General features: G+C 69.5%; 21 protein-coding genes. 15 read left to right on the top strand and 6 right to left on the bottom strand.

Annotation, left to right across the window (positions count from 1 at the left end; translation table 11 throughout):
- Positions 1-15 precede the first annotated feature (15 nt).
- The 5 genes from tsaD to acs all read left to right on the top strand — a co-directional run bounded on the left by tsaD (position 16) and on the right by acs (position 5529).
- The gene (gene tsaD, locus ACP2AH_RS07465; RefSeq protein WP_425105219.1) at positions 16-1164 is read left to right on the top strand and encodes a tRNA (adenosine(37)-N6)-threonylcarbamoyltransferase complex transferase subunit TsaD; all 1149 of its coding nucleotides are present in this window, start codon (positions 16-18) and stop codon (positions 1162-1164) included.
- The gene (locus tag ACP2AH_RS07460; protein ID WP_425105218.1) at positions 1164-2153 is read left to right on the top strand and encodes an NAD(P)H-dependent glycerol-3-phosphate dehydrogenase; all 990 of its coding nucleotides are present in this window, start codon (positions 1164-1166) and stop codon (positions 2151-2153) included. Before tsaD ends, ACP2AH_RS07460 begins: the two co-directional genes overlap by 1 nt.
- A 198-nt stretch (positions 2154-2351) precedes the next feature.
- On the top strand, positions 2352-2771 hold the full coding sequence (locus tag ACP2AH_RS07455; RefSeq protein ID WP_425105217.1) for an EVE domain-containing protein: 420 nt from the start codon (positions 2352-2354) through the stop codon (positions 2769-2771).
- Positions 2732-3430 (top strand): class I SAM-dependent methyltransferase, encoded by a 699-nt coding sequence (locus ACP2AH_RS07450; protein WP_425105216.1) that lies wholly within the window; start codon positions 2732-2734, stop codon positions 3428-3430. Before ACP2AH_RS07455 ends, ACP2AH_RS07450 begins: the two co-directional genes overlap by 40 nt.
- A 140-nt stretch (positions 3431-3570) precedes the next feature.
- The gene (acs, locus tag ACP2AH_RS07445) at positions 3571-5529 is read left to right on the top strand and encodes an acetate--CoA ligase (RefSeq protein WP_421699872.1); all 1959 of its coding nucleotides are present in this window, start codon (positions 3571-3573) and stop codon (positions 5527-5529) included.
- A gap of 210 nt (positions 5530-5739) precedes the next feature.
- Here the strand turns inward: acs and ACP2AH_RS07440 are convergent, their stop codons facing one another.
- The gene (locus ACP2AH_RS07440) at positions 5740-10590 is read right to left on the bottom strand and encodes an NAD-glutamate dehydrogenase (RefSeq protein ID WP_425105215.1); all 4851 of its coding nucleotides are present in this window, start codon (positions 10588-10590) and stop codon (positions 5740-5742) included.
- Between the two features lie 251 nt (positions 10591-10841).
- Here ACP2AH_RS07440 and ACP2AH_RS07435 point away from each other — a divergent pair, with 251 nt between their 5' ends.
- Positions 10842-11549, top strand: coding sequence for an OmpW/AlkL family protein (locus tag ACP2AH_RS07435; protein ID WP_425105214.1), 708 nt, complete (start codon positions 10842-10844; stop codon positions 11547-11549).
- A 67-nt stretch (positions 11550-11616) separates the two neighbouring features.
- Here ACP2AH_RS07435 and purH read toward each other — a convergent pair whose 3' ends face one another.
- The 3 genes from purH to rsmB all read right to left on the bottom strand — a co-directional run bounded on the left by purH (position 11617) and on the right by rsmB (position 16523).
- Positions 11617-13230: a bifunctional phosphoribosylaminoimidazolecarboxamide formyltransferase/IMP cyclohydrolase gene (gene purH, locus ACP2AH_RS07430; RefSeq protein ID WP_425105213.1), complete on the bottom strand. Its 1614-nt coding sequence runs from the start codon at positions 13228-13230 to the stop codon at positions 11617-11619.
- A 98-nt stretch (positions 13231-13328) separates the two neighbouring features.
- Complete coding sequence (locus ACP2AH_RS07425; protein WP_425105212.1) at positions 13329-15047, bottom strand: heparinase II/III family protein; 1719 nt, start codon at positions 15045-15047, stop codon at positions 13329-13331.
- A 123-nt stretch (positions 15048-15170) separates the two neighbouring features.
- Positions 15171-16523 carry a 16S rRNA (cytosine(967)-C(5))-methyltransferase RsmB gene (gene rsmB / locus ACP2AH_RS07420; protein ID WP_425105211.1) on the bottom strand — a complete coding sequence of 451 codons (1353 nt, stop codon included), beginning with the start codon at positions 16521-16523 and terminating at the stop codon, positions 15171-15173.
- Between the two features lie 163 nt (positions 16524-16686).
- Here rsmB and ACP2AH_RS07415 point away from each other — a divergent pair, with 163 nt between their 5' ends.
- Positions 16687-17658: a glucokinase gene (locus tag ACP2AH_RS07415; RefSeq protein ID WP_425105210.1), complete on the top strand. Its 972-nt coding sequence runs from the start codon at positions 16687-16689 to the stop codon at positions 17656-17658.
- Positions 17659-17660: 2 nt separating this feature from the next.
- On the opposite strand, the gene ACP2AH_RS07410 is transcribed toward ACP2AH_RS07415, so the two are convergent.
- Positions 17661-18431 (bottom strand): RluA family pseudouridine synthase, encoded by a 771-nt coding sequence (locus tag ACP2AH_RS07410; protein ID WP_425105209.1) that lies wholly within the window; start codon positions 18429-18431, stop codon positions 17661-17663.
- A 41-nt stretch (positions 18432-18472) separates the two neighbouring features.
- Positions 18473-19255, bottom strand: a complete 783-nt coding sequence (locus ACP2AH_RS07405; protein WP_425105208.1) for a 3-hydroxybutyrate dehydrogenase — start codon at positions 19253-19255, stop codon at positions 18473-18475.
- Positions 19256-20020: 765 nt separating this feature from the next.
- On the opposite strand from ACP2AH_RS07405, the gene ACP2AH_RS07400 reads away from it, so the two are divergent.
- From ACP2AH_RS07400 to ACP2AH_RS07365, 8 genes are all read left to right on the top strand, one after another.
- The gene (locus ACP2AH_RS07400) at positions 20021-20377 is read left to right on the top strand and encodes a hypothetical protein (RefSeq protein ID WP_425105207.1); all 357 of its coding nucleotides are present in this window, start codon (positions 20021-20023) and stop codon (positions 20375-20377) included.
- A gap of 2 nt (positions 20378-20379) precedes the next feature.
- Positions 20380-20580: a hypothetical protein gene (locus ACP2AH_RS07395; protein ID WP_425105206.1), complete on the top strand. Its 201-nt coding sequence runs from the start codon at positions 20380-20382 to the stop codon at positions 20578-20580.
- Between the two features lie 64 nt (positions 20581-20644).
- A complete protein-coding gene (gene ispG, locus ACP2AH_RS07390) occupies positions 20645-21961 on the top strand; it encodes a flavodoxin-dependent (E)-4-hydroxy-3-methylbut-2-enyl-diphosphate synthase (RefSeq protein WP_425105205.1) in 1317 nt (438 codons plus the stop codon).
- A 4-nt stretch (positions 21962-21965) separates the two neighbouring features.
- On the top strand, positions 21966-22361 hold the full coding sequence (locus ACP2AH_RS07385) for a rhodanese-like domain-containing protein (RefSeq protein WP_425105204.1): 396 nt from the start codon (positions 21966-21968) through the stop codon (positions 22359-22361).
- Positions 22362-22526: 165 nt separating this feature from the next.
- Entirely contained in the window at positions 22527-22823 is a 297-nt protein-coding gene (locus tag ACP2AH_RS07380) for a GIY-YIG nuclease family protein (protein WP_425105203.1), read from the top strand.
- A gap of 336 nt (positions 22824-23159) precedes the next feature.
- Positions 23160-24197, top strand: a complete 1038-nt coding sequence (locus tag ACP2AH_RS07375; protein WP_425105202.1) for an aspartate-semialdehyde dehydrogenase — start codon at positions 23160-23162, stop codon at positions 24195-24197.
- A gap of 146 nt (positions 24198-24343) precedes the next feature.
- Positions 24344-24982 carry a DUF1007 family protein gene (locus ACP2AH_RS07370; protein ID WP_425105201.1) on the top strand — a complete coding sequence of 213 codons (639 nt, stop codon included), beginning with the start codon at positions 24344-24346 and terminating at the stop codon, positions 24980-24982.
- Positions 24979-25938 (top strand): nickel/cobalt transporter, encoded by a 960-nt coding sequence (locus tag ACP2AH_RS07365; protein ID WP_425105200.1) that lies wholly within the window; start codon positions 24979-24981, stop codon positions 25936-25938. The genes ACP2AH_RS07370 and ACP2AH_RS07365 overlap by 4 nt, the downstream gene beginning before the upstream one ends.
- Positions 25939-25942: the final 4 nt, after the last annotated feature.

The raw sequence follows: 25942 nt of genomic DNA, 5'->3' as shown, positions 1-25942 counted from the left end.
AACCCCGTAAAGTCAATGCGTGATCTTCTCCTGCTCGGCATCGAGACCACCTGCGACGAGACCGCCGCCGCGGTGGTGCGTCGGCGTGCCGACGGGACCGGCGCGATCCTCTCCAACATCGTGCATTCGCAGACCGAGGATCACGCGGAGTATGGCGGCGTGGTGCCGGAGATCGCCGCCCGCGCCCATGTCGAGGTGCTTGACCATTTGGTGGCGCGCGCGCTGCGCGCCGCCGGGCTGCGGCTGGACGAGCTCGACGGCATCGCCGCCGCCGCCGGCCCCGGGCTGATCGGCGGCGTCATCGTCGGCCTCACCACCGCCAAGGCGCTGGCGCTGGCGGCGAACAAGCCGCTGGTCGCGGTCAATCATCTCGAAGCGCACGCCCTCACCGCGCGGCTCACCGACAAGGTGCCCTTCCCCTTCCTGCTGCTGCTCGTCTCCGGCGGCCACACCCAGCTCGTCGCCGTCACCGGCATCGGCGAATATGAGAAGCTCGGCGGCACGATGGACGACGCCATCGGCGAGGCCTTCGACAAGACCGCCAAGATGCTCGGCCTGCCCTATCCCGGCGGCCCGGCGGTGGAACGCGCGGCGCTGCACGGCGACCCGGAGCGCTTCTCCCTCCCCCGCCCGCTCCACGGCAAGCCGGTGCCGGACTTCTCGCTGTCCGGCCTCAAGACCGCCGTGCGCATCGAGGCGCTGAAGATCGCCCCGCTGAGTGAGCAGGATGTGAACGATCTGTGCGCCTCGTTCCAGGCGGCGGTGGTCGACATTCTCGCCGACCGCGTGCGCTGCGCGCTGCGGCTGATGCGCCATCAGGGGCTGAAGCCCTCCGCGCTGGTGCTGGCCGGCGGCGTCGGCGCCAACCAGTCGGTGCGGCGGGCGCTGCACAAGGTCGCGGCTGATGGCGGCACCCGCCTCGCCGTGCCGCCGCCGGAGCTGTGCACCGACAATGGCGCGATGATCGCCTGGGCCGGCGCCGAGCGGCTGGCGCGCGGCCTGCATGACGGGCTCGACGCCTCCCCCCGCGCCCGCTGGCCGCTGGGCGAGATCGAGGGCGTGGGCGCGGCGCGTGCTGCGGCGCAGGCCGCCGAGGCCGCGGACACTCCCGCCGCCTCGCCTGCCGCCGCGCCTTCCGCCCCACCCGAAGGGATCGGCGGCTGATGCCGGCACGCTTCGCCTCCATCGGCGTGGTCGGGGCCGGGGCCTGGGGAACGGCGCTGGCCAATGCCGCCGCCCGCGCCGGGCGCGAGGTGGTGCTGTGGGGCCGCGACGCGGCGCTGATGGAGACGCTGGCACAGCGGCGCGCCAATCCCGCCCATCTGCCCGGCGTGTCGCTGGCCGATTCGGTGCGCCCAACGGACGATCTCGCCGCCGCCGCCGCCACCGATGCGGTGCTCCTCGTCGTGCCCGCACAGGCCAGCCGCGCGGTGGCCACCGCCCTCGCCCCGCATCTCGCCCCACGCACGCCGGTCGTCACCTGCGCCAAGGGCATCGAGCGCGGCACCTCGCTGTTCATGACGCAGGTGCTGGGCGAGGCGTGTCCACGGGCCGTACCCGCGATCTTATCCGGCCCCAGCTTCGCCGCCGATGTCGCGGCCGGCCTGCCGACCGCCGTGACGCTGGCCGCGCGGGACGGCGCGGTGGCGGAGGCGCTGGCCACCGCGCTCGGCTCCGCCTCGTTCCGGCTCTATCACAGCGAGGATGTGCGCGGGGTCGAGATCGGCGGCGCGGCCAAGAACGTGCTCGCCATCGCCGCCGGCATTGTCGGCGGCCGCAGGCTCGGCGCCAGCGCCGGGGCGGCCCTGATCGCGCGCGGCTTCGCCGAGCTGATGCGCTTCGGCAAGGCCTATGGCGCGCGGGCGGAAACGCTCACCGGCCTGTCGGGCCTCGGCGACCTTATCCTCACCTGCTCCACCGCGCAGTCGCGCAACTACGCGCTCGGTCTCAGCCTCGGCCAGGAGCAGGGCCTGCACCCGCCGGGCAAGCTGGCGGAAGGCGCGCTCACCGCCAGCGTGCTGGTGGCGATGGCGCAGGCGCGCGGCGTCGATATGCCTATCGCCCGCGCGGTGGAAGACGTGCTGGCCGGACGCCACGGCATCGAAGAGGCCATCGGGTCGCTGCTGGCTCGCCCGCAAAAGGCGGAAGCGTGAGACAGGGATTAGACCTCGGCGGCGAAGCCTGACAGAAGCAACGTCATCCTGAGGCGCGAGCGCAGCGAGCCTCGAAGGATGGGCTCGCGCGGAACGCCATCCTTCGAGGCCCGGCTAGCGCCGGGCACCTCAGGATGACGGTCTCCCCAAGTGAATGGTAATCTGGTTAGCCTCCCGGCGAGGTCATCAGGAGTGGAAATGGCGCACTGGCTCTACAAGTCCGAACCCTTCAAATGGTCCTGGGAGCAGCAGGTCGCCGCCGCCGAGAAGGGCACCCACTGGGACGGCGTGCGCAACCACCTCGCCAAGCAGCAGCTTCTCGCCATGCGGCTCGGCGACCGGGGGTTCTTCTACCACTCGAATGAGGGGAAAGAGATTGTCGGCATCGTCGAGGTGATCAAGGAAGCCTATCCCGACCCCTCCGACCCCTCGGGCAAGTTCGTCATGGTCGACCTCAAGGCGGTGGCGGCGCTGAAGAACCCGGTGTCGCTCGCGGCGGTGAAGGCGGAACCGCGCCTCGCCGACATGGCGCTGATGAAGTTCTCCCGCCTCTCCGTCCAACCCGTCACCGACGCCGAATGGGACATCGTGCTGGAGATGGCGGGCGGCACACGGTGACGCCGCGCGGCATCGCCGACCCCGCCGCCTTCATTCGCGCCGAGACGCAGCGCCTCGCTCCGCCGCTGGTGCCGGAAATCACGCTGCACCTCGCCGAGGAATCGCTGCCGATCTGGCAACGCACCGAGGAGGAACTGGGCGAGATCGGCCTGCCGCCGCCGTTCTGGGCCTTCGCCTGGGCCGGTGGGCAGGCGTTGGCGCGCTACGTGCTCGACCACCCGGAAACCGTGCGCGGCAAGCGCGTGCTGGATTTCGCCGCCGGCTCGGGCCTGGTCGGCATCGCCGCCGTGAAGGCCGGCGCGGCCCATGTCGCCTGCGCCGACATCGACCGCTTCGCCCATGCCGCCATCGCGGCGAATGCCGCGCTCAACGGCGCGGCGGTGGACGTGCTCACAACCGACGTGATCGGCGCCGAGGGCGGCTGGGACGTGGTGCTGGCCGGCGACATCGCCTATGAGCGCGACCTGGCGACGCGGGTCTTCGCCTGGCTGGAAGCCCTCGCGGCGGGCGGCGTCGAGGTGTGGATCGGTGATCCCGGCCGCTCCTATCTGCCGCGCGAGCGGCTGGAAAAGATGGCGGATTATGCCGTTCCGGTCTCGCGCGAGCTGGAAGACGCGGAGATCAAGGCCACCAGCGTCTGGCGCCCGAAGCCGCGCTGAGAGCGGACGCGGCGCCCCCTCCGCGCGACTACCTACCGACCAAAGTTGCGCGCCCGCGCGCTTGTCCCGCCCCGGCGGGGTCACCATAATCCCGCCGAAGCAAGAGAGGGCGCACAGCGCCGCCTGATGGGGAGAACGCCATGTCCGACAAGATCTACGACGTGCCCGCGGAGTGGGCGAAGCGGGCCTTCCTCGATGATCGCGCCTATCAGGCGAAGTATGAGGCCTCGCTCAACGACCCGCAGGCCTTCTGGGCCGACGAGGGCAAGCGCATCGAATGGTTCGAGCCCTATACGGTGGTGAAGAACACCTCGTTCGACCCTGGCCATGTCTCGATCAAATGGTTCGAGGACGGCGTCACCAACGTCGCCTGGAACTGCATCGACCGGCATCTGCCCACCCGCGCCGACCAGGTCGCCATCATCTGGGAAGGCGACGACCCGTCCGAGCACCGCCACATCACCTATCAGGAGCTGCATGACGAGGTCTGCCGCTTCGCCAATGTGTTGCGCAACCGCAATGTGGAGAAGGGCGACCGCGTCACCATCTACATGCCGATGATCCCCGAGGCGGCCTATGCGATGCTCGCCTGCGCGCGGCTCGGCGCAGTCCATTCGGTGGTGTTCGGCGGCTTCTCGCCGGACAGCCTCGCCGGCCGCATCCGCGATTGCGGCTCCAAGGTCGTCATCACCGCCGATGAGGGCCTGCGCGGCGGCCGCAAGGTGCCGCTGAAGGCCAATGTCGACGCCGCCATCGCCAAGCTCGGCGATGTCGAGGTGGACCACGTCGTCGTCGTCCGCCGCACCGGCGGGGCGGTGAACATGGAGCCCGGCCGCGACGTCTGGTACCACGAGGCCGCCGAGCTGGTGACCCGCCATTGCCCGGCGACGCCCGTGAACGCGGAGCACCCGCTGTTCATCCTCTACACCTCGGGCTCGACCGGCCTGCCCAAGGGCGTGCTGCACACGACGGGCGGCTATCTCGTCTATGCCTCGATGACCCACCAGTATGTCTTCGACTATCACGACGGCGACATCTACTGGTGCACCGCCGATATCGGCTGGGTCACCGGCCACAGCTACATCGTCTATGGCCCGCTCGCCAACGGCGCCACCACGCTGATGTTCGAGGGCGTGCCGAACTACCCGACCAATTCCCGCTTCTGGGAGGTCATCGACAAGCACAAGGTCAACATCTTCTACACCGCCCCCACCGCCATCCGCGCGCTGATGCAGGGCGGCGATGCGCCGGTGACCAAGACCAGCCGCGCCTCGCTGCGCCTGCTCGGTTCGGTCGGTGAGCCGATCAACCCGGAAGCATGGGAATGGTATCACCGCGTGGTCGGCGAGGAGCGCTGCCCCATCGTCGATACCTGGTGGCAGACCGAGACCGGCGGCATTCTCATCACCCCCCTGCCCGGCGCGACGAAGCTAAAGCCCGGCTCGGCGACGCGCCCGTTCTTCGGCGTGATCCCGGAAGTGGTGGACGCGGAAGGCAACCCGCTCAGCGGCGCCTGCGAAGGCAATCTGGTGATCGCCGATTCCTGGCCGGGGCAGATGCGCACGGTCTATGGCGACCATGAGCGCTTCATGCAGACCTATTTCTCCACCTATCCCGGCAAGTACTTCACCGGCGACGGCTGCCGCCGCGACGCCGACGGCTATTACTGGATAACCGGCCGCGTCGACGACGTGATCAACGTCTCCGGCCACCGCATGGGTACGGCCGAGGTGGAAAGCGCGCTCGTCGCTCATCCCAAGGTGTCGGAGGCCGCCGTGGTTGGCTATCCCCACGACATCAAGGGCCAGGGCATCTACGCCTATGTGACGCTGATGGCCGGTGTCGAGCCGACCGAGGCGCTGCGCAAGGAGCTGGTGGTCTGGGTGCGGCAGGAAATCGGCCCCATCGCCTCGCCGGACCTCATCCAGTTCGCCCCCGGCCTGCCCAAGACCCGCTCCGGCAAGATCATGCGCCGCATCCTGCGGAAGATCGCCGAGGACGAGTTCGGCAGTCTCGGCGACACCTCGACGCTGGCCGACCCGGCCGTGGTGGACGACCTCATCTCCCACCGCCAGAACAAGAAGCACGCGGCGGTGTAGCCGCGCGCGGCTTCCTGTTTGCGCGAAGATTACGTTACCGGCCGCGCCACGCGCGGCCGGACTTCGTTTGGGTGAAGGCAACCGCGCCGAGCGCTCGATCATTTCACCGTTTCACGGAAACAGTGAAATGATCTAATTCTCTGTTTTGTCGCGTTTTCTTCACGCGAACCGGTATCCACTTCGCTCGAAAACGCTCGCGTGCGCCGAGGATTACCCGCGCACCAGATCGCCGATCAGGCTCGCCGCCACCGACAGCTTCGACACGCTGAGCCCCGAGCTGGCGATCTCGTGCACACCATTGCGCGCGCGCTCCACCACCTCGCCGCGCGCCCGCGCCCAGCTCGACACCCCGGCGACGCCGGCGCCGTGCTCCTCGATCACCTCGGCGGTGAGCCGGCGCACCGCGCTCTCAAACGCCGCGAGCGCCCGCTCCAGCGCCAGCCGGTCGTAATAATCCGTCACCGTCAAGGTCCGCGCCGGGCCGAGAATGCGCTCCAGCCGGAACAGCAGGGCGACGGCGAAGAAGGTCACGGCGGCATCCGCCAGAGGCGCGCGGGTGCGGTCGGCGATCAGCACGATATCGGTGGCGCTCTCCACCGCCGGCAAGCGGGCGATGCGGCGCGCCAGCGCCTCCGGCACGCCGGCCTGCGTCCACTGGCTGATGCGGGCATCGTGCAGCACCCGCGATTCTTCCGGCAGCAATTCGCGCACCGGGCCAGCCAGCACCTTCTCCACCGGCGGGATGCCGGCGGCGTAATGGCCGACGAGGTCGTCGAGATTGCGCCGGAGATCGACATTGCGCAGGAACCAGATGGCGCGGTCGAGCAGCATGTCCTGGACGACGCCATAGAGGTCGAGCTGCACCGCGCCCGGCACCAGCCCGTCCAGCGCGTCGATCTCGCGGTTGAGCCCGGCGAGGCCGAAACCGTCGCGCACCACGGCGAAGGCCTTGGCGATGCCGTCGATGCCCGCACCGGTCTCGTCCATCAGCCGGGCGACGAAGGCCGGCCCGCCATGGTTGATCATGGCGTTGGAAAGCCGGGTGGCGATGATGTCGCGCCGCAGCCGGTGATGCTCCACGCCTTCCGGGAAATGCTCGCGCAGTTCGGGCGGGAAATAGGCGGCCAGTTCGCGCGCGAGATAGGGGTCGTCCGGCACGTCAGTGTCGAGGAGGTCAGCATGGACGGAGAGCTTGGCATAGGCCAGCAGCACCGCCATTTCCGGCCGGGTCAGCGCCTCGCCGCGCCCGCGTCGCTCCGCGATCTCGCTGTCCGTGGGCAGATACTCCACCGCCCGGTCGAGCAGGCCGCGCGCTTCCAGCCGCTGCATCAGCCGCTGCAGGAAGCCGAGATCGTCGAGCCCGCGCATTTCCGCGAGCGAGAGCGCCAGCGTCTGCAGATAATTGTTCGTCAGCGCCAGCGCGGCGACCTCGGGGGTCATGCCGGCCAGCACCTGCGCCCGTGCCTGCGGGTCGAGCCGCCCCTCGCGCAGGGCCGGCGCCATGGCGATCTTGATGTTCACCTCGATATCGGAGGTGTTGACGCCGGCGGAATTGTCGATGGCATCGGTGTTCAGCCGCACGCCGCGCCGCGCCGCCTCGATGCGCCCGCGCTGGGTGACCCCGAGATTGGCGCCCTCGCCGATCACCCGCGCCCGGATCTGGCTGCCGGTGATGCGCACACCGTCATTAGCGCGGTCGCCGGCCTGCGCGTCGGTCTCGCTGGTCGCACGCACATAGGTGCCGATGCCGCCGAACCACAGCAGGTCCACCGGCGCGCGCAAGATGGCGCTGATGACTTCGGCGGGCGACGCCGAGGCGGCCTCGAAGCCCAGAACCTCGCGCATGGCGAGGGTCAGCGGAATGCTCTTGGCGCTGCGCGGAAACACGCCGCCACCGGGCGAGATCAGCGACTTGTCATAGTCCTGCCAGCTGGAACGCGGCAGCGCGAACAGCCGCTGGCGCTCGCGGAAGGAGAGTTCGGGGTCGGGGTTCGGATCGAGGAAGATGTCGCGATGGTCGAAAGCGGCGACCAGGCGGATCGTGTTCTCCAGCTGCATGCCATTGCCGAACACGTCGCCCGACATGTCGCCGACCCCGGCCACGGTGAAGGGCGTGCGGCGAATGTCGATGTCGAGTTCGCGGAAATGCCGGCGCACGGCCTCCCAGGCCCCGCGCGCGGTGATGCCCATCGCCTTGTGGTCATAGCCGACCGAACCGCCGGAGGCGAAGGCATCGCCCAGCCAGAAGCCGCGCTCCAGCGACAGCGCGTTGGCGGTGTCGGAGAAGGTGGCGGTTCCCTTGTCGGCGGCGACGACGAGATAGGGGTCGTCCTCATCGTGCCGCACCGTGTGGGCGGGGTGAACCGTGCGGCCATCCTCGATATTGTCGGTCACGTCGAGCAGGCTGGAGATGAACAGCTTGTAGGCTTCCACGCCCTCGGCCTGGATCGCCTCGCGCGGCCCGGCGGGAAGCTGCTGCGGCACGAACCCGCCCTTGGCGCCCACCGGCACGATGACCGCATTCTTCACCTGCTGCGCCTTGACCAGGCTCAGCACCTCGGTGCGGAAATCCTGCGGCCGGTCGGACCAGCGCAGCCCGCCACGCGCCACCCGGCCGAAGCGCAGATGGATGCCTTCGACACGCGGCGACTGCACGAAAATCTCGAACAGCGGGCGCGGCTGCGGCAGTCCCTCGACGGCGGTGCTGAGGAATTTGAAGGCGATGGTCGGGCGGTGGCTGCCCTGCGGCCCGCGCTGGAAGAAATTGGTCCGCACCGCCGCGCCGATGAGATTGGCGAAGCGGCGCAGGATGCGGTCCTCGTCGAGGCTCGGCACATCCGCCAGCGCGGCCTCGATGGCGGCGCGCAGTTCCTCCTGACGCTCGGCCCGGCGCTCGCCCTGTTCGGGGTCGAAGCGGGTGTGGAACAGCGCCACCAGCTTCTGGGCGATGGCGGGGTGGGCGTTCAGCGTCTGCCAGAGATAGTCCTGGCTGAAGGGAATGCCGACCTGCCGGAGATAGCGCCCCAGCGCCCGCAGCAGCGCGATGTCGCGCCAGCCGAGCTGGGCGGTCAGCGCCAGCGCGTTGAACCCGTCGCTTTCGCCGCCGCGCAGCACCGCCATCAGCGTCGCGTGCAGCCGCGGCCCCAGCTTGTCGAGCGCGACATCGCCGCCGCCACGCCGCGACAGCAGCATGTCATGCACATAGACCGGCGCGCCCGCGGCGGGACGGACGGTGAAGGTGCGCTCGTCAATGACCACGAAGCCCATGGATTCGAGCAGCGGCACCCGCTCGGACAGCAGGCGCGGCACCTTGTAGCTGAACACTTTGAGCGCGAGGCGCCCGCGCTCGCGCAGTGCGGAGGGGCGGAAATCCGCCGCCACCGGGTTCGCCTCGCTCAGTTCCTCGATGAGGCGCAGATCGTCGATCGCCTCCGCCGGCGTTGCCGCCGCCTGATAGCCGGCCGGGAAGGCGCCGGCGTAGCGCTCCATCAGCTCGCTCGCCTTGCTGGCCGGCACGGTCGCCGCCAGCGCCTCGGCAAAGCCGTCGCCCCAGGTGCGGATGATGGCGCTGATCGCCTCTTCCAGCGTCGCGCGATTGACGCTCGGCACCTCGCCCGTGCCGCGCTCGATGATGAAATGCACCCGCGTCAGCGGGCCTTCGAGGAACAGCGGGCGGAAGGCGACCACCTGCCCGCCGAAACTCGACGCCAGCAGGGTGCCGATCTTGGCCCGCACCTCGCTGCCATAGCGTTCGCGCGGCACGAAGACGAGGATGGAGACGAAACGGTCGAACCGCTCGTTGAGCGCCAGCACCCGCACGCGCGGGTGTTCGTCCAGCTGCAGGATGGCGAGCGAGAACTGGTAGAGCGCGGCAATGTCGATCTGGAACAGATCGTCGCGCGGATAGGTCTCCAGCACCTTCACCAGCGCCCGGCCGGAATGGCTTTCCGGCGCGAAGCCGGCGCGCGCCAGCACGGTGGCGGCCTTGCGCCGCAGCACCGGGATGGTCCGGACCGAGCTCGTATAGGCGGTGGCGGTGAACAGGCCGGCGATGCACAGCCCGCCGACCACACGCCCCTGCGCGTCGTAGCGCTTGACCAGCACCACATCGATCCAGGCCCGCCGGTGGACGCTGGAGACGGTGCGCGACTTGGTAACGATCAGCGGGCTGGGATCGGCCAGCGCCTCGGCGATGTCGGCGCTGACCGAGCGCGGATCGCCGGTGGGACGGAACAGGCGGAAGGCCTCGTCCGCCATCATCCCGAGCGCATCCTCCATGCGCCGCTCGAACACCGTCGCTTTCGCGCCGGGAGCGCTGGCGGACTGATAGTGGCGGCAGCCGAGAAAGGTGAAGCGGCCGGCGAGCAGCCATTCCAGAAAGGCGATCGCCTCTTCCCGGTCCTCGCGCGGCACCATGGCGGGGGCGAGGGTGAGGTTGGTTACCGCCGCGCGCACCTGCGCCATCATCGGCTGCCAGGCGGCGACCACCACGCGCACCTGGTTGAGCACCGCGCCGAGTTCCTCGATCAGGGCGAGCTGGCGGCCCTCATCCTCGATGCGCGGGACATGGATCTGGATCAGGCTTTCGCGCCGCATGCGGGCGCCGGCCGGGGTCTCGCCGGGCACGAGATTGGTCACCTGCCCGCTGGTGTCGCGGTCGACGCCCATGATCGGATGCACGACGAAGCTCGCCGTCAGCCCCTGGGCGTTGAGCGCGCCCATGAGCGAATCGAGCAGGAACGGCATGTCGTCATTGACGATCTCGATCACCGAGACCCGGGCGAGCCGGTCGCCACCCTCGGCGGCCGGGAGTTGTTCGATGCGGATGTCGAAACTGTCGCGGCGGCGGACCTTGAGATGCCCATAGGCGAGCCGTGCCAGCGCGGCGAGCTCGTGCGGCGTATAGACCCGCACATCCTCCGCCACCGCGCGGCCGAACAGCCCCTGCGCGAACCGGGCCGGCACGTCGCCGTCGGTCGCCTGCAGGATAAGGTCCGCCTGCTCGACGAGCTGGCGCGCGACGCGCTCGTCCTCGCTGGCCAGGAACCCTTCGACGCCCATCACTTCCCCCCGCCGGATGGCGCGACCTCCGCCTGGGAGCCCGCCCGCCGGCTGTAGCCGATTGTTCTATTATACGTCTATTCCGCCCACTGAAATGCGGGCGAGCCCTCTCTCGGCCGCTGTTGCCTGTTGGTCACAGAAAGACAAGACTATCGCCCGATTGATCTCGATCAAGCGCACGACTCGCCCGCGCCCTCACCAATAGGCCCGCGCCCTTGCACAGGGCTTAAGGGAATAAAGGGGTTTGGGGCATGTCGTCCATCCGGTCATTTTTTGCTCGCACCGCCGCGCCGGCGGTCCTCGCGCTCGCGGGCGCGGCTCTGATGGGAGGCCCGGCGCTGGCCGCCGACATCTCCAAGGCCGCGCCGCTCGCCTACAAGGCGCCCGCGCCGGTGCAGGAACAGAGCCCGTGGCAGATTCGCCTGCGCCTGCTCGGCGTGTTCCCCGAGGATAATGGTTCGGTGCGCGGCGTCCCCGGCTCCGGGCTCGACATCTCGGATTCCGTGGTGCCGGAACTCGACATCACCTACTACTTCACCAAGAACTGGGCCGCCGAACTGATCCTCGGCGTCACCCCGCACGACATCAACGGCACTGGCACGATCTCCAGCCTGAACAAGATCGGCGAAGTGTGGCTGCTGCCGCCGACCCTGACGCTGCAATATCACTTCACCGATTTCGGCGCGTTCAAGCCCTATGTCGGCGCGGGCATCAACTACACCTTCTTCTTCGACCAGAAGGCCTATTCGGCCGATTCGATCGATGTGAAGGACACGTTCGGCTGGGCGCTGCAGGTCGGCTTCGACTACATGTTCGACGAGCACTGGGGCCTTAACGTCGACGTGAAGAAGCTCTTCCTCAAGCCCGATTTCGACGTGGTCGTCGCCGGCCAGGCGCTCTCCGGCAAGGCCGATCTCGACCCGTGGATCGTCGGTCTCGGTGTCACCTACCGCTTCTGAGGCGACGCGCCTCACACGCAAAGGGCCGGCTCGCGCCGGCCCTTTTTCGTTGGCTTGTCCGTCCCGCTCAGTGGCGGAAATGGCGGATGCCGGTGAACACCATGGCGATGCCGGCCGCGTCCGCCGCCGCGATCACATCCGCGTCGCGGATCGAGCCGCCCGGCTGGATCACCGCGGTGGCCCCGGCCTCGATGGCCGTGATCAGCCCGTCGGCGAAGGGGAAGAAGGCGTCGGAGGCCACCACGCTGCCGCGCGTCAGCGGCTCGGCGCTCCCTGCCGCCTCGGCGGCGTCGCGCGCCTTGTGGGCGGCGATACGGGCCGAATCGACCCGGCTCATCTGCCCGGCGCCGATACCGACGGTCGCGAGGTCCTTGGCATAGACGATGGCGTTCGACTTCACATGCTTCACCACGCGGAAGGCGAAGGCGAGGTCCGCCAGTTCCTTCGCCGTCGGCGCGCGCTTGGTCACCACTTTCAGCGCCATGTCGTCCACCACGGCATTGTCGCGCGACTGCACGAGATAGCCGCCGGCGAGCGACTTCACCGCCAGCCCGCCGCCGCGCGGGTCCGGCAGGCCGCCGGTCACCAGCAGGCGCAGATTCTTCTTGGCGCCGACAATGGCGGCGGCTTCCTCGGTCGCGTCGGGGGCGACGATCACCTCGGTAAAGATGTCGACGATGGCGCGGGCGGCGTCCGCATCCAGCGTGCGGTTCAGCGCCACAATGCCGCCAAAGGCCGAGGTCGGGTCGCAGGCCAGCGCCTTGCGATAGGCCTCGACCAGCGTCTCACCCTCGGCGACACCGCAGGGATTGGCGTGCTTGACGATCACCACCGCCGGGGCGCGGGCGGGGTCGAACTCCGCCACCGCCTCGAAGGCCGCGTCGGTGTCGTTGAGATTGTTGTAGGACAGCGCCTTGCCCTGCAGCTGGCGGGCGGTGGCTACCCCCGGCCGTGCCGGGCCGCCGACATAGAAGGCCGCGCTCTGGTGCGGGTTCTCGCCATAGCGCAGCGCCTCCGCGAGGCGCCCGCCGAACACCCGGCTTTCCGCCGCCGCTTCCGCGTTCTCCTTCGCCTCGACCTCGGCGAACCAGGCGGCGATGGCGCCGTCATAGGTGGCGGTGCGGGCATAGGCGAGCTGCGCCAGCTTGCGCCGGGTGGCGAGGCTCGTGCCGCCCTTTTCCTCGAGGTCGGCCAGCACGGTGGCGTAGCTCGCGGGATCGACCACCACCGCCACATCCGCATGGTTCTTGGCGGCGGCGCGGATCATCGCCGGGCCGCCAATGTCGATGTTCTCGACGCAGTCGTCATAGCCGGCGCCGCGCGCCACCGTGGCCTCGAACGGGTAGAGATTCACCACCACGAGGTCGATCGGCAGGATGCCGTGTTCGTCCATGGAGGCGCGGTGGCCGGCATCGTCGCGAATGGCGAGAATGCCGCCATGCACGCCGGGATGCAGCGTCTTCACCCGCCCGTCCATCATTTCGGGAAAGCCGGTGAGGTCCGACACATCCGCCACGGTCAGCCCCGCCTCGGCCAGCGCCTTGCGCGTCCCGCCGGTGGACACCAGCGCGATGCCCTTGGCGGCGAGCGCCTGCGCGAAGGGCACGAGGCCGGTCTTGTCGGAGACCGAGAGCAGAGCGCGGGCGATGGGGCGGATATCAGCGGGCGTTGAACCAGACATGGGAGCGGCCAGTGCGTTTGAACGAGGAAGCCGCCGCCCCTACCACGTCTGGCCTTCCGGGTGAACCGCCCGGCCGGCAGGGCTGCCGTGCGCCGCCGCTATCCCCGCAGCGCCTTGAGCTGGACGAAGGTCCATTCCACCCGCGGCGTCTGCCGCGCCGTGCCGGTCATGACCAGCTGCGCCGTGCGGCGCGGGCCGGCGCCGCTGCCGAGGAAGATGCTCTCCTCGATCGCCACGCTGCTGCCCGGCGCGGTGAAGGCCCAGTCATCGCCATCCGGCAGGCGCAGGATCACCGTCTGCCCGTCCGAGGTGCGCGAAGGCTCGACCGAAGGGTGCAGATGAAAGCGCACCGCGTAGCGGGCCGGCTGGTCGGCGGAGAATTCCTCGCCCTGCGCCACGCGGAACAGATCCTCGCCATCGAGCCGCATGCCGTCGGCCGACAGCCGCCAGGAGCGCTGATGCACCACGCCGAAGCGGCCGGCATAGCCGTCATGGCTGGCGCGCAGCACATCCGCCCCGCCACGCTCGCTGCGGTCGACATGCAGGTCGCGGGGTCCGCTCAGCACCGGCGCGCCGCACAGGCGCGTCAGCGGGCCGGCGGCGAGGAAGCGGCAGGAGGAGGCATCCTCCACCACGACGGTGGAATGCGCCGCCGTCTGCCGCGCCACCGCGCGCCATTCGTCGCGCCCGGCGGCCGGCAGGCCGCAATTGACCACGATACGGTGCCGCCCGGCGGAAAGCTCGAAGGAAAGACAGCCCGCATGCGCCTCCAGGCTCACCGGCAGCGGCGGTGGGGCGCCGGTGTCGGCGATGACCACGGTGGCGCCGGCTTCCATGCGCTGATAGCCGGAATAGGGCGCATTCGCCACCGGCCGCCCGCGCGCATCGTCATAGGCCAGCACGGTGGCGAGCACGTCCGCCGGCGTCGGCCCCATGCCGTTGAACAGCGCGAAGGCGCCATCGACATGGCGGAAGAAGCGCAGCATTGGCATCATCCGGTCGAGCGCGTTGAGCAGCGCCGGCGGCGGCGGCACATGCCGCGCCTCATAGCTCTGGCGCAGCGGCAGCAGGTCGAGCAGCACCTCGATCAGCAGGCCGGGATTGCGGCTGACATGGCCGCCATCGCCCAGCACCTGCCGGTCGAGCTCCTCCACCAGCCGCTTCTGCGCCGCGCGCATCAACCGTGTCTGGTCGGCCATGCACAGGCTGGCCAGCGCCAGGGCGAAGGCGCAGGACAGCCGCGCCCGCCCGTCCGGCGCGCTCGGTCCCACGCTCTTGATGTAACGCACCTGCGCGGTAAGGCTGCGGATGAAGCGGCGGTGGAAGCTCGGATCGGCATCCTGCAGGATCAACGGCGCCTGGGTGAGCCAGCTCGTCACCCGCCGCGCCGCCACATCCGGGGCGGAGGCCAGCGGCAGGCGGTGGCCGCGCATGGCGATCCAGTCGCCGACCAGCGCGCGGGCATGGGCGCGGGCGACCGGCGAGGCCGCCGCCTGCAAATGCCGCAACCAGCCGAAGGAATGGAGCTCGCGCGCCCATTCCGGCGAGGGCGGCTCCATCTCGAAAGGCGAGGCGCCGTCGGTCAGCACCAGCTTGCCGACGAAGCTGTAGCGTCCGGCATAGAATTCGGCGGCGCGGGCGGGGTCGCCGGTGCGCAGCTCATGCGGGGCGAACAGCAGGCGCGAGGGCACCGGCACGGCCGTCGCCCGCCAGGGAAACCAAGGATGCACCAGCGTGCGCGCCACCAGCCTGTTCCAGCCGGTCTCGATCGCGAACAGCGCCAGGCGGGCGCGCTTCGCGTGGATGTCGCGGGCCATCAGCGCCTCAGCCCCTCTCGAAGACGCCGGGAATCACCAGCTCTGCCATGGACGCGAGCTTAGCGGAGCGAGTCCCGGCCTCCAACCGGGCAGCAGGGCGGAAGGCGGCGCAGGTGGAAAAGCTCACCCCCGGCGCAGCCGCGCGGCGAAGAAGCCGTCGAGACCGGCAAAGCGCGGGTCCTCGTCCGGCAGATGGGTGGGCAGGGTGCGCACCTCGCCCTCGGCATTGATCCATTCCGCGGGGATGCCGCCCTCGCCCGGCGTCACCGGGTCGCGGACGAAATCCGGCCGGCGCTCAAGGAAGGCCGCGACCTGCCGCTCGCCTTCCTCCGGCTCCAGTGAGCAGGTGGAATAGACCAGCACCCCGCCCGGCTTCACCATGTCGGCAGCGTGGGAGAGCAGGCGCGTCTGTAGGTCGGCGAGGCTGGCAATGTCGCCCGGCGCCTTGGTCCAGGCGACTTCCGGGTGGCGGCGTATGGTGCCGGTGGCCGAACAGGGCGCGTCGATCAGCACGCCGTCGAACGGCCCGGCATTGAGCCGGGTGGCGTCGGCCTCGACGATGTCGGCGGAAAGGTTGAGCCGCGCCAGATTGGCCTTGAGCCGGCGCAGGCGCGGGCCGGAACGGTCCACCGCCACCACCCGCGCGCCGGCGGCGGCGAGCTGAGCGGTCTTGCCGCCGGGTGCAGCGCAGAGATCGGCGATGGTCATTCCCGCCGCCGGGCGCAGCAGCCGCGCCGGCAGCGCCGCCGCCGCGTCCTGCACCCACCACTCGCCCTCCGCGAAGCCGGGCAGCGCGGTGACATTGCCGGCCTCGACAAGGCGGATCGAGCCCGTGGGCAGCAGCCGCCCGCCGAGCTTTTCCGCCAGCGCCGCCGGGTTCTCGCGCGCGGTCAGATCAAGCGGCGCCTCCTGCGCCAGCGCGCGGGAGATCGCTTCTCCCTGCGCCGGGCCATAGGCCGCGGTCCAGCCTTCCACCAGCCATTCCGGCTGGTCGGCGGCGTCGGGCAGCACCGCTCGCCCTTCGCGGGCAATCCGCCGCAGCACGGCATTGGCGAGCCCCTTGAAGCCGGCGGTCGCCGCCTGCTCGCCCACCAGCGTCACCGTGGTGCCGACCGCCGCGTGGTCCGGCACGTCCATGAACAGGATCTGCGCCGCGCCGGTGAGGATCAGCACCTCCACCCGCCGCGCCTTGTCGGGAATGCCGCGTTCCAGCAGCGTCTTCAGCAGCGCGCGCAGGCTGCCCAGCCGCCGCAGCGTCGTCGCCGCGATCATCCGCGCCAGCGCCCGGTCGCGGTCCTCCAGCCCACGGGTGAGCCGCTCCAGCGTCTCTTCGAGCGGGTGGCCGGTGTCCAGCACCGCGAGCACCGCCTCGGCGGCGGCGCGGCGGGCGGCGAGGCCCGGCGCCTCGGAGGCGGGCGGGGAACCGGCGGGGGAGCCCGAAGCCGGGCGGCGGGGAGACGAGCGCGTGTCTTTCATCGCGATGGGACTAGGCCGAGGCGGGCGGGAAGGCAACCTTATCCGCAACTTCCCGCAAGCGGTGCATCCAAATGGCGGCATGGGGGTTGTCGAACCGGGTCCGAATGGGCCCTAATCCTTGCCATGCCGCCCTCCCCCGGCCTCGTCCTGCAGCGAATGGAACATGCCCAGCAAGATCCTCATCGCCGATATCGGCGGAACCTCCTCCCGCCTCGCCCTTGTCGGCCCGGACGGCGTGCCGCGTGACATCCAGATCCATCGCAATGACGATTTCACCGGCTTCGAGCGGATGATCGAGGCCGACCTCGCCCAGCGTGGCGAGGAGGCGCGGGCCACGGTCGGCGGTGCGGTGCTGGCGGTGGCCGGTCCGGCGGATGAGGAGGAGATCCGCCTCACCAACCGCGACTGGGCCTTCTCCAAGGGCGAGATGCGCCGCTATTTCGGCTGGCAGAAATTCAACGTGCTGAACGATTTCGAGGCGCTGGCGCTGGGCGTGCCGGCGCTCACCGCCGACGACCTCGTCGCGGTCGGCAGCGGCCATGCCGAGCGCGATGCGCCGATCCTCGTGTGCGGCCCCGGCACCGGCTTCGGCACCGCCATGCTTGTCAAGACCGGCCGCAACCGCATGGTGCTCACCGGCGAGGGCGGACGGGTGCGGCTCGGCGCCGCCGATTCGGAAGAGGCGCTGCTGCTCGGCCATATGGTGCGCGAGCTCGGCCCCGTCGTGGTGGAGCACGCGCTCTCCGGCTCCGGCCTCGCCCGCATCCACCGCATCCTCTCCGGCAATGCCCTCTCGCCGGAAGAGGTGATCGCGGCGGCGAAGCGTGACGACGACGCGGCCCGGCACAGCTGCCACGTGTTCCTGCGGCTGTTCGGCCGTATCGCCGGCGATCTCGCGCTGATCACCAATGCGCGCGGCGGCGTGTTTCTCGCCGGCGGCGTCTCGGTCGGCCTTTCCTCGCTGTTCGCAACGTCGGACTTCCGCGCCGCCTTCGAGGAGCACCCGCCCTTCGAGGGGCGCCTCGCCGAGATGCCGGTGCATGTCATCACCCACCCGACGCCGGGGCTGATCGGCTGCGGCCAGTTCGGCGGCCGGGTGGCGCGCACGCTCAAGCCCGGCTTGCGGGTGGTTTAGAATTAGCGCGGCCTGGTGCCCGCTCGCGGCGTGAAGATGGCGGCGTCCGCCTGTGCTTCCAGCGCGGCGGGATCGAAGCCCGCGCGCGCCAGCGTCGCCCGCATATGCGGGGGCAAGGGCGCCCGCACATCCACCGCGTCGCGCCCCTTCTTCTGCGGGATCACCGCCCGACGCGAATGCAGGTGCAGGATCGGCCCGCCCGGCAGACGCGAGGCGCCACCATAGATGCTGTCGCCCAGGATCGGGTGGCCGATGGCGTCGAGATGCACACGCAGCTGGTGGGTGCGCCCGGTAAGCGGGGATAGCGCCAGCACCGCCAGCCCCTCGCCCTGCGCGATCGTCTGCCACTCGGTGATGGCTTCCTGGCCCTTGGGGTCCACCGCCATCCACCAGCCGCGCGTCGGCGAGCGCTTGGCGAGGCGCAGCTCGATGCGCCCGCGCGTCTGTGCCGGTACGCCGCGCACCACGGCCATATAGGTCTTGCCCACCGTACCGTCCGCGAACGCCTTGCCGAGGTCGGCCAGCGCCTTGCGGTGGCGGCCGAGCACGAGGCAGCCGGAGGTGTCCTTGTCGAGCCGGTGCGCCAGCTCCGGCGCATTGGGCAGGCCGAAGCGCAGCGCGTCGAGATGGTCGGCCAGCGTCTCGCCGCCCTTCGGGCCTTTATGCACGGCAAGGCCCGCCGGCTTGTCGATGACCAGCATCATGCCGTCGCGGTAGAGTACGCGGGCGGCGATGTCGAAGGCGGGCGGGGCGGGCGTGACAGTGTCGCTCATCGCGCCGTCACACCACAAAGCCGCCCGCGCGTCGAGAGGCGCTACTTCGCCACCCAGCCGCCATCGATCTGCTGCAACGCGCCGGTGATCGAGCGCGCCGCGTCACTGGCGAGGAACACCGCCAGCGCCGCCACCTCCTCGACGGTGACGAACTGCTTGGTCGGCTGCTCCGCCAGCAGCATGTCCTTCACCTGCTGCTCGGTCATGCCGCGCGCCTTCATGGTGTCGGGAATCTGCTTTTCCACCAGCGGCGTCCAGACATAGCCGGGGCAGATGGCGTTGACGGTGATGCCGAACGGCGCCGTCTCCAGCGCCACGGTCTTGGTCAGGCCGGCAATGCCGTGCTTGGCGGCGACATAGGCGGATTTGAACGGCGAGGCCACCAGCGCATGGGCGGAGCCGGTGTTGATGATGCGCCCCCACTGGCGCGCCTTCATGCCCGGCACGGCGGCCTTGATGGCGTGGAAGGCGGCGGAGAGGTTCAGCGCCAGAATGAGGTCCCATTTGTCGTCCGGGAATTCCTCCACCGGAGCGACATGCTGCATGCCGGCATTGTTCACGAGAATGTCGACCGAGCCGAGTTCCTTTTCGGCATAGGCCACCAGCCCGGCGCAGGCCGCCGCCTTGGTGAGGTCGGCGTCGGAATAAAGCGCGCGGACGCCGAATTCGCTTTCGATGCCGGCGCGCAACGCCTCGATCTCGGCCGCATCGCCGAAGCCGTTCAGCGTGACATTCACCCCCTCGGCGGCGAAGGCGCGGGCGATAGCGAGGCCGATGCCACTGGTGGAGCCGGTGACGACGGCGTTCTTACCCTTCAGGGACATAGTCAATTCCTCATGCGACGGGACGGGCGGCTGCGGCCGCCCGCTGGAATCTAGGGCGGAGCGGTGACGTGCCCATCACCGCCCCGCCTCGACAGAGGCTCGGACGCGGATCAGGGCTGCTTGAGGCAGACCGCGACCACTTCCTTCACCGGGTGCTCGCAGGCGACCACCGTCTTGCCGCCATCATCGGCGAAGGAGGCGATGTGCTGGAAGCCGCGCTCGGTGTTGACGCAATAGCCGGAGACGATGACCTCGCCGCTTTCCGCAGCTGCTGGTGCAGCCCGCCGCCGGGCACGGCACGCTGCGCACGGTGAGCGACGAGGAACCGGGCGCGCCCGCCGCGCCAGCCGTGCCGGCCGGCCCCTGCGGACCGGTGGGACCGGCCGGGCCAGCGGGACCGGCGGGGCCAGCGGGACCCGTGGCGCCAGCGGGACCTGCGGGGCCGGCAGGCCCCGCCGCACCGGCCACACCGGCCTCGCCCTTCGGACCCGCCGGGCCGGACGGCCCCTCGAAACACGCCGCCAGAGGCAGCGCGAGCGCCGCCACGAGAATGAACTTGAAAGCCTTCATGGAACCCCCACTTGACGAACCGGCACCTGTATCCTGCTCCGGCACACGGACGCCCACAAGGGCGAAGCGCGCCAAAGCCGCCGCCAGCCGCTCCCTCTTTCGTCGCCTCCGCCCCAATGGGGTGACGGCGGGCGTGAACAGGACGTGAGTGGAGCCGTCATGGCGCCGTGACGCCGGAGGGTCTATATTATTCACATGTCGGTTTTACCTCTCCCCACCGGCCCGCACGGGCATGACCACCATGGCCACGACCACGACCACGACCACGCCGCCTGCGTCGCCGGGGCCATCGCCCGCTTCGAGGCGCGCTGCGCCAAGAGCGGCGCGCGGCTGACCTTGCTGCGCCGCCGCGTGCTGGAGGAACTGGCCGACAGCCACACCCCGCTCGGCGCCTATGACATCGTCGAACGGCTCGGCGCCTCCGGCGAGAAGCCGCCACCGATGTCGGTCTACCGGGCGCTGGACTTTCTGGTGAGCGAGGGCTGGCCCACCGCATCGAAAGCCGCAATGCCTATCTCGTCTGCGGGCGCGAGCACGGCCCCGACGACGTGATCGTGTTCCTCATCTGCGAGGGCTGCGGCGTGACGGCGGAAGTCGCCTCCCACGCCATCGGCCGCGACCTCGCCTGGGCGACCCGTGCCGAGGGCTTCACCCCGCGCACGCCGGTGGTGGAGATCGCCGGCACCTGCGCAAAGTGCCGCGCCGCCACGGCGCAAGCGGACGCCGCCACCGCGCCCGCCGAGGCCGCCCGTTGACGCCCCGCCCGCCCCGTCTTACCCCCTGCCGCCCGCCGCGCGCTTTAGTCCCCGGACGATGAACATGGACGCCCTCTCCCCCGCCCCCGTCGTCGCCCCCGAGCTTGAAGCCGCCGGGCCTGCTCCCCGCCGCCGCACCGTCGCGGTGAAGGTCGGCGGCGTCACCGTCGGCGGCGGCGCGCCCGTCGTCGTGCAGTCGATGACCAATACCGATACGGCAGACGCCGAAGGCACCGCCCGGCAGGTCGCCGCGCTCGCCCGCGCCGGCTCGGAAATCGTGCGCATCACCGTGGACCGCGAGGAAGCGGCGATGGCGGTGCCCGAGATCAAGGAGCGCCTGCTCAAGATGGGACTCGACACCCCCATCGTCGGCGACTTCCACTACAACGGCCATCTGCTGCTGACGAAGTACCCGGCCTGCGCCGAGGCGCTCGACAAATACCGCATCAATCCCGGCAATGTCGGTTTCGGCGAGAAGCGCGACCGCCACTTTACCACCATCGTCGAGCAGGCGATCCGCTACCGCAAGGCGGTGCGCATCGGCGCCAATTGGGGATCGCTCGACGGCGACCTGCTCACCGCGCTGATGGACGAGAACGCCAAGCTGCCCCGCCCGGCGGAGGCGCGCGCCGTCACCCGCGAGGCGCTGGTGCGCTCGGCCCTGCTCTCGGCCGCGCTGGCGGAGGAGATCGGCCTGCCGCGTGATCAGATCATCCTCTCCGCCAAGGTCTCGGCGGTGCAGGACCTCATCACCGTCTATGCCGAACTCGCCCGCCGCGCCGATTACGCGCTGCATCTCGGCCTCACCGAGGCCGGCATGGGCTCCAAGGGCATCGTCGCCTCGTCCACCGCGATGGGCGTGCTGCTCCAGCAAGGCATCGGTGACACGATCCGCGTCTCGCTCACCCCCGAACCCGGCGGCGACCGCACCCGCGAGGTGACGGTGGCGCAGGAAATGCTGCAGACCATGGGCCTGCGCACCTTCGTGCCGCTGGTCGCCGCCTGCCCCGGCTGCGGGCGCACCACTTCCACCACCTTCCAGGAACTGGCCTTCGAGGTGCAGGACTTCATCCGTACCTCCATGCCGGAATGGAAGAAGCGCTATCCAGGCGTGGAGACGCTGAACGTCGCGGTCATGGGCTGCATCGTCAACGGGCCGGGCGAGTCGAAGCATGCCGATATCGGCATCTCGCTGCCCGGCACCGGCGAGTTCCCCACCGCCCCGGTCTATCTCGACGGCAAGAAGGCGATGACGCTGCGTGGGCCGAGCCTGCGCGAGGATTTCAAGAAAATCGTCGAGGACTATGTCGAGCGCCGCTTCGGCATCACCGGCACCGCGCCCGCGCCGGGTGTCGATGCCGGCATTGATGCGGCGGAGTGAGGCGATGAAGAAGGGCTACAAGCAGCTGCTCGCCGAGGCGGACGCCGTGGTGAGCGCCATCGACGTCACCGAGGCCACGGCCCTGCACGGCCGCGACGACGTGGTGTTCGTCGATCTGCGCGACCCGCGCGAGCGCGAGCGCGAGGGCGCCATTCCAGGCGCCTTCTCCTGCCCGCGCGGCCTGCTCGAATTCTGGATCGACCCGGAAAGCCCCTACGCCAAGGAGATCTTCCAGCAGGACAAGCGCTTCGTGTTCTACTGCTCGCTGGGCTGGCGCTCGGCACTGGCGACCAAGACGGCGCAGGAAATGGGGCTGGACAAGCTGTGCCACCTTACGGGCGGCTTCACCGCCTGGAAGGTCGCCGGCGCACCGGTGGAGACGGTCGCGGCGAAGGGGTGAGGGTGTGCCCGACGATACTCCTTCGAGGCTCGCTTCGCTCGCACCTCAGGATGACGCGGCTTGCGGGCTCATCGGAATGAAGACCCTTGCTTCTCCTAAAGCGATCGTCATCCTGAGGTGCCCGGCGCAGCCGGGCCTCGAAGGATGCTCATCCGGGAGCGGGGAATGGCGGCGTTCGTCTACATGCTCCGCTGCGCCGACGGCTCCTATTATATCGGCTCGACCAGCAGCCCGCTGGAAAAACGGCTCGCCGAGCACCAGGACGGGAGCTATCGCGGATATACATCCCACCGCCGTCCCGTCACGCTTGTCTGGTCGGAAGCGTTCGAGCGCATCACCGACGCTATTGCGGCCGAACGGCAGACCAAGGGCTGGAGCCGGATCAAGAAGGACGCCCTCATCCGTGGCGATTGGGATACGATCCGTGGCGCAGCGCGACGACACGCGCCGCGGAAGATATGAAGTGCCCGGATCACCATCCTTCGAGGCTCGCTGCGCTCGCACCTCAGGATGACGTGGCTTCTTCAACAAGCAACGACGGGTGTATGATCCCACTGGATTAGAGTTATCCCGAGGCGCCCGGCTTCGGTGAACGTCGCGTTTCCCCTTAGGCAAGATGCCATCGCGCCGGGCAAGTACCCCGTCATCCTGAGGTGCGAGCGCAGCGAGCCTCGAAGGATCGTCATCTGCGATCACCCCCGCCGTGCAAAGCCCACCCGTTGCCTCGCTTCGCCTTATCGCGTAAAAGCCCGCGCTCGCCCGAGCCTGTGAATGGCAGGGCCTTCAGGAGATCAGCACATGGGCTACAAGGTCGCCATCGTCGGTGCCACGGGTAATGTGGGCCGCGAAATGCTCGACATCCTCTCCGAGCGGGGCTTTCCCGCCGACGAGGTGGTCGCGCTCGCCTCTCGCCGCTCCGTCGGCACCGAGGTTTCTTTCGGCGACAAGACCATTAAGTGCAAAGCCCTGGAGAATTACGATTTTTCCGACACCGACATCTGCCTGATGTCGGCCGGCGGCGAGGTGTCCAAGGAATGGTCGCCGAAGATCGGCCGTCAGGGCTGCGTGGTGATCGATAATTCCTCCGCCTTCCGTTACGACAGCGACGTGCCGCTGATCGTGCCGGAGGTGAATGCTGATGCCATCACCGGCTTCACCAAGAAGAACATCATCGCCAACCCGAACTGCTCGACCGCCCAGCTCGTCGTGGCCCTCAAGCCGCTGCACGACAAGGCGACGATCAAGCGCGTCGTCGTGGCGACCTATCAGTCCGTCTCCGGCGCCGGCAAGGACGCCATGGACGAACTGTTCGCCCAGACCCGCGCCGTGTTCGTCTCCGATCCGGTGGAAGCCAAGAAGTTCCCCAAGCGCATCGCCTTCAACGTCATTCCTCACATCGACGTCTTCATGGAAGACGGCTACACGAAGGAAGAGTGGAAGGTGATGGTCGAGACCAAGAAGATTCTCGACCCGAAGATCAAGCTCACCTGCACCGCCGTGCGCGTGCCGGTGTTCATCTCCCACTCCGAGGCGGTGAACGTCGAGTTCGAGAATCCGATCAGCGCCGAGGAGGCGACCGACATCCTGCGCAACGCGCCGGGTGTGCTGGTCGTCGACAAGCGCGAGCCCGGTGGCTACATCACGCCGTATGAAGCGGCCGGCGAGGACGCCACCTATGTCTCGCGCATCCGCGAGGACGCGACGGTGGAAAATGGCCTCTCCTTCTGGTGCGTGTCGGACAATCTGCGCAAGGGCGCGGCGCTGAACGCGGTGCAGATCGCCGAAGTGCTGGTCAACCGCAAGCTGATCCAGCCGAAGGCGCAGAAGGCGGCCTGACTTCCAGACACGGCCCGCACGGGGTTGTGAAACGATCCGACGGCCGCCTGAGGGCGGCCGTTGCCGTTTGTAGTGCCTTGCGTCACCATTCCGCCGAACTCCCCCGCCACCAGTCGCACACCCCAGCGGCTCCGGAGAGGCCCGACGTGATTCAGCGACTTCTGGCCATCTTCGTCGTCCTCACCGCACTCACTGGCGGCGCCACTGCACACCCGCATGTCTGGGTCGAGGTGCAGTCGGAACTCGACTACGCGCCCGATGGCCGGCTCACCGGGGTGCGCCACCACTGGAAGTTCGACGAGGCGTTCTCGACCTATGCGCTGCAGGGGCTGGAAACCGCGCCCGACGGCAAGCCCAGCGAGAAGACACTGAAGGAACTGGCGCAGGTGAACATCGAATCCCTGCACGAATTCGACTTCTTCACCTATGCCAAGCGCGGCAAGCAAGACATCAAGTTCCTGCCGCCGAAGGACTATTCCCTGACCTATGACGGCACCGCGCTCACCTTGCACTTCACACTGCCCTTCGCCGATCCGCCGGCGAAGAAGGGCGAAATGTCGCTCGATGTCTATGACCCCACCTATTTCGTCGCCTTCCAGCTCGCCGACGATGACCCGGTGAAGCTCGCCGGCGACGCCGGCAGTTGCGCGCTCACCCTGCACCGCCCCGACCCGGCGGCGACAAGCAGTTCGACCACGCTGTCGGAAGGCTTCTTCAATGCCCTCACCTCGGCCAGCCAGTTCGGTTCGCAATTCGCCAACCGCGTGACGGTCAAGTGCTCGTGAAACGCCGGCTTGCCCTGTTGGCGCTGACGCTCGGTGCCTGCGCGCTGATGCTCCACCCCGCCTTCGCCCAGAGCCCGTTCGGCGTCGGCGCTCCGGCGGCGCCCGAGGCCGGCGGCCTTGCCGGCTTCATCCTCGCCAAGCAGGCGGAATTCTACCGGTTGCTCACCTCCGCCGTGCGCGCCTCCAAGCAGGATGGCCATGCGGTGCTGCTGCTCGGCGGCATTTCCTTCGCCTATGGCGTGTTCCACGCCGCCGGGCCCGGCCATGGCAAGGCGGTGATTTCCTCCTACCTGCTCGCCAATGAGGCGACGTTGAAGCGCGGCGTCGGCCTCGCCTTTGCCAGCGCGCTGGCGCAGGCGCTCACCGCCATCGCCGTTGCCGGCCTGCTCGCCGCCCTCCTCGGCGCCACCGCCGCGACGATGAGCCGGGCGGTGAGCTTCATCGAACTCGCCGCCTATGGCCTCATCGTCGTCCTCGGCCTGCGCCTCGCCTGGATCAAGGGCCGCGCGCTCATGGCCGCCTGGCGCGGTACGCCCGCCCATGTCCATGGGCCGGATTGCGGCTGCGGCGACGGCCATGCCCATATGCCGAACCCGGACGACCTTCCCCGCAGCAATCGCTGGCGCGATTGGTGGGGCGCGGTGCTGTCGGTCGGGCTGCGCCCCTGCTCGGGCGCCATTCTCGTGCTGGTCTTCGCCTTGGCGCAGGGCATTTTCTGGGTCGGCGCCGCCTCGGCCCTGCTCATGGGGGTCGGCACGGCGCTGACGGTCAGCGCCATCGCCGCGCTCGCGGTGTTCGCCAAGCACGCGGCGGTGCGGCTCGCCGCCAACCGTTCCGGGTCGGCGGCGACGGTGGCCTTGCGCGGCGTGGAACTTCTCGCCGCGCTGATGCTGGTCGCCTTCGGGCTGGCCCTGTTTTTTGGCTTTATGGCGACGGAGCGGCTAACGCTCGGATAGGGCC

Source organism: Ancylobacter sp. (assembly GCF_965249975.1).
Lineage (GTDB): Bacteria > Pseudomonadota > Alphaproteobacteria > Rhizobiales > Xanthobacteraceae > Ancylobacter.
The sequence above is the reverse complement of the archived record's forward strand: the minus strand, read 5'-3'. Positions and strand labels throughout refer to the sequence as shown.

What these genes read in the sequence shown, in the direction of transcription:
- ACP2AH_RS07425 (WP_425105212.1), bottom strand. Translation starts at nt 15,047, where the DNA reads ATGGCCCGCGACATCCACGCGAAGCGCGCCCGCCTGGCGCTGTTCGCG.
- ACP2AH_RS07400 (WP_425105207.1), top strand. Translation starts at nt 20,021, where the DNA reads ATGTCGGTTTTACCTCTCCCCACCGGCCCGCACGGGCATGACCACCAT.
- ACP2AH_RS07435 (WP_425105214.1), top strand. Translation starts at nt 10,842, where the DNA reads ATGTCGTCCATCCGGTCATTTTTTGCTCGCACCGCCGCGCCGGCGGTC.
- acs (WP_421699872.1), top strand. Translation starts at nt 3,571, where the DNA reads ATGTCCGACAAGATCTACGACGTGCCCGCGGAGTGGGCGAAGCGGGCC.
- rsmB (WP_425105211.1), bottom strand. Translation starts at nt 16,523, where the DNA reads ATGAAAGACACGCGCTCGTCTCCCCGCCGCCCGGCTTCGGGCTCCCCC.
- ACP2AH_RS07415 (WP_425105210.1), top strand. Translation starts at nt 16,687, where the DNA reads ATGCCCAGCAAGATCCTCATCGCCGATATCGGCGGAACCTCCTCCCGC.
- purH (WP_425105213.1), bottom strand. Translation starts at nt 13,230, where the DNA reads ATGTCTGGTTCAACGCCCGCTGATATCCGCCCCATCGCCCGCGCTCTG.
- ACP2AH_RS07440 (WP_425105215.1), bottom strand. Translation starts at nt 10,590, where the DNA reads ATGGGCGTCGAAGGGTTCCTGGCCAGCGAGGACGAGCGCGTCGCGCGC.
- ACP2AH_RS07450 (WP_425105216.1), top strand. Translation starts at nt 2,732, where the DNA reads ATGGGACATCGTGCTGGAGATGGCGGGCGGCACACGGTGACGCCGCGC.
- ACP2AH_RS07375 (WP_425105202.1), top strand. Translation starts at nt 23,160, where the DNA reads ATGGGCTACAAGGTCGCCATCGTCGGTGCCACGGGTAATGTGGGCCGC.
- ACP2AH_RS07460 (WP_425105218.1), top strand. Translation starts at nt 1,164, where the DNA reads ATGCCGGCACGCTTCGCCTCCATCGGCGTGGTCGGGGCCGGGGCCTGG.
- ACP2AH_RS07410 (WP_425105209.1), bottom strand. Translation starts at nt 18,431, where the DNA reads ATGAGCGACACTGTCACGCCCGCCCCGCCCGCCTTCGACATCGCCGCC.
- ACP2AH_RS07405 (WP_425105208.1), bottom strand. Translation starts at nt 19,255, where the DNA reads ATGTCCCTGAAGGGTAAGAACGCCGTCGTCACCGGCTCCACCAGTGGC.
- ACP2AH_RS07385 (WP_425105204.1), top strand. Translation starts at nt 21,966, where the DNA reads ATGAAGAAGGGCTACAAGCAGCTGCTCGCCGAGGCGGACGCCGTGGTG.
- ACP2AH_RS07380 (WP_425105203.1), top strand. Translation starts at nt 22,527, where the DNA reads ATGGCGGCGTTCGTCTACATGCTCCGCTGCGCCGACGGCTCCTATTAT.
- ACP2AH_RS07455 (WP_425105217.1), top strand. Translation starts at nt 2,352, where the DNA reads ATGGCGCACTGGCTCTACAAGTCCGAACCCTTCAAATGGTCCTGGGAG.
- tsaD (WP_425105219.1), top strand. Translation starts at nt 16, where the DNA reads ATGCGTGATCTTCTCCTGCTCGGCATCGAGACCACCTGCGACGAGACC.
- ispG (WP_425105205.1), top strand. Translation starts at nt 20,645, where the DNA reads ATGGACGCCCTCTCCCCCGCCCCCGTCGTCGCCCCCGAGCTTGAAGCC.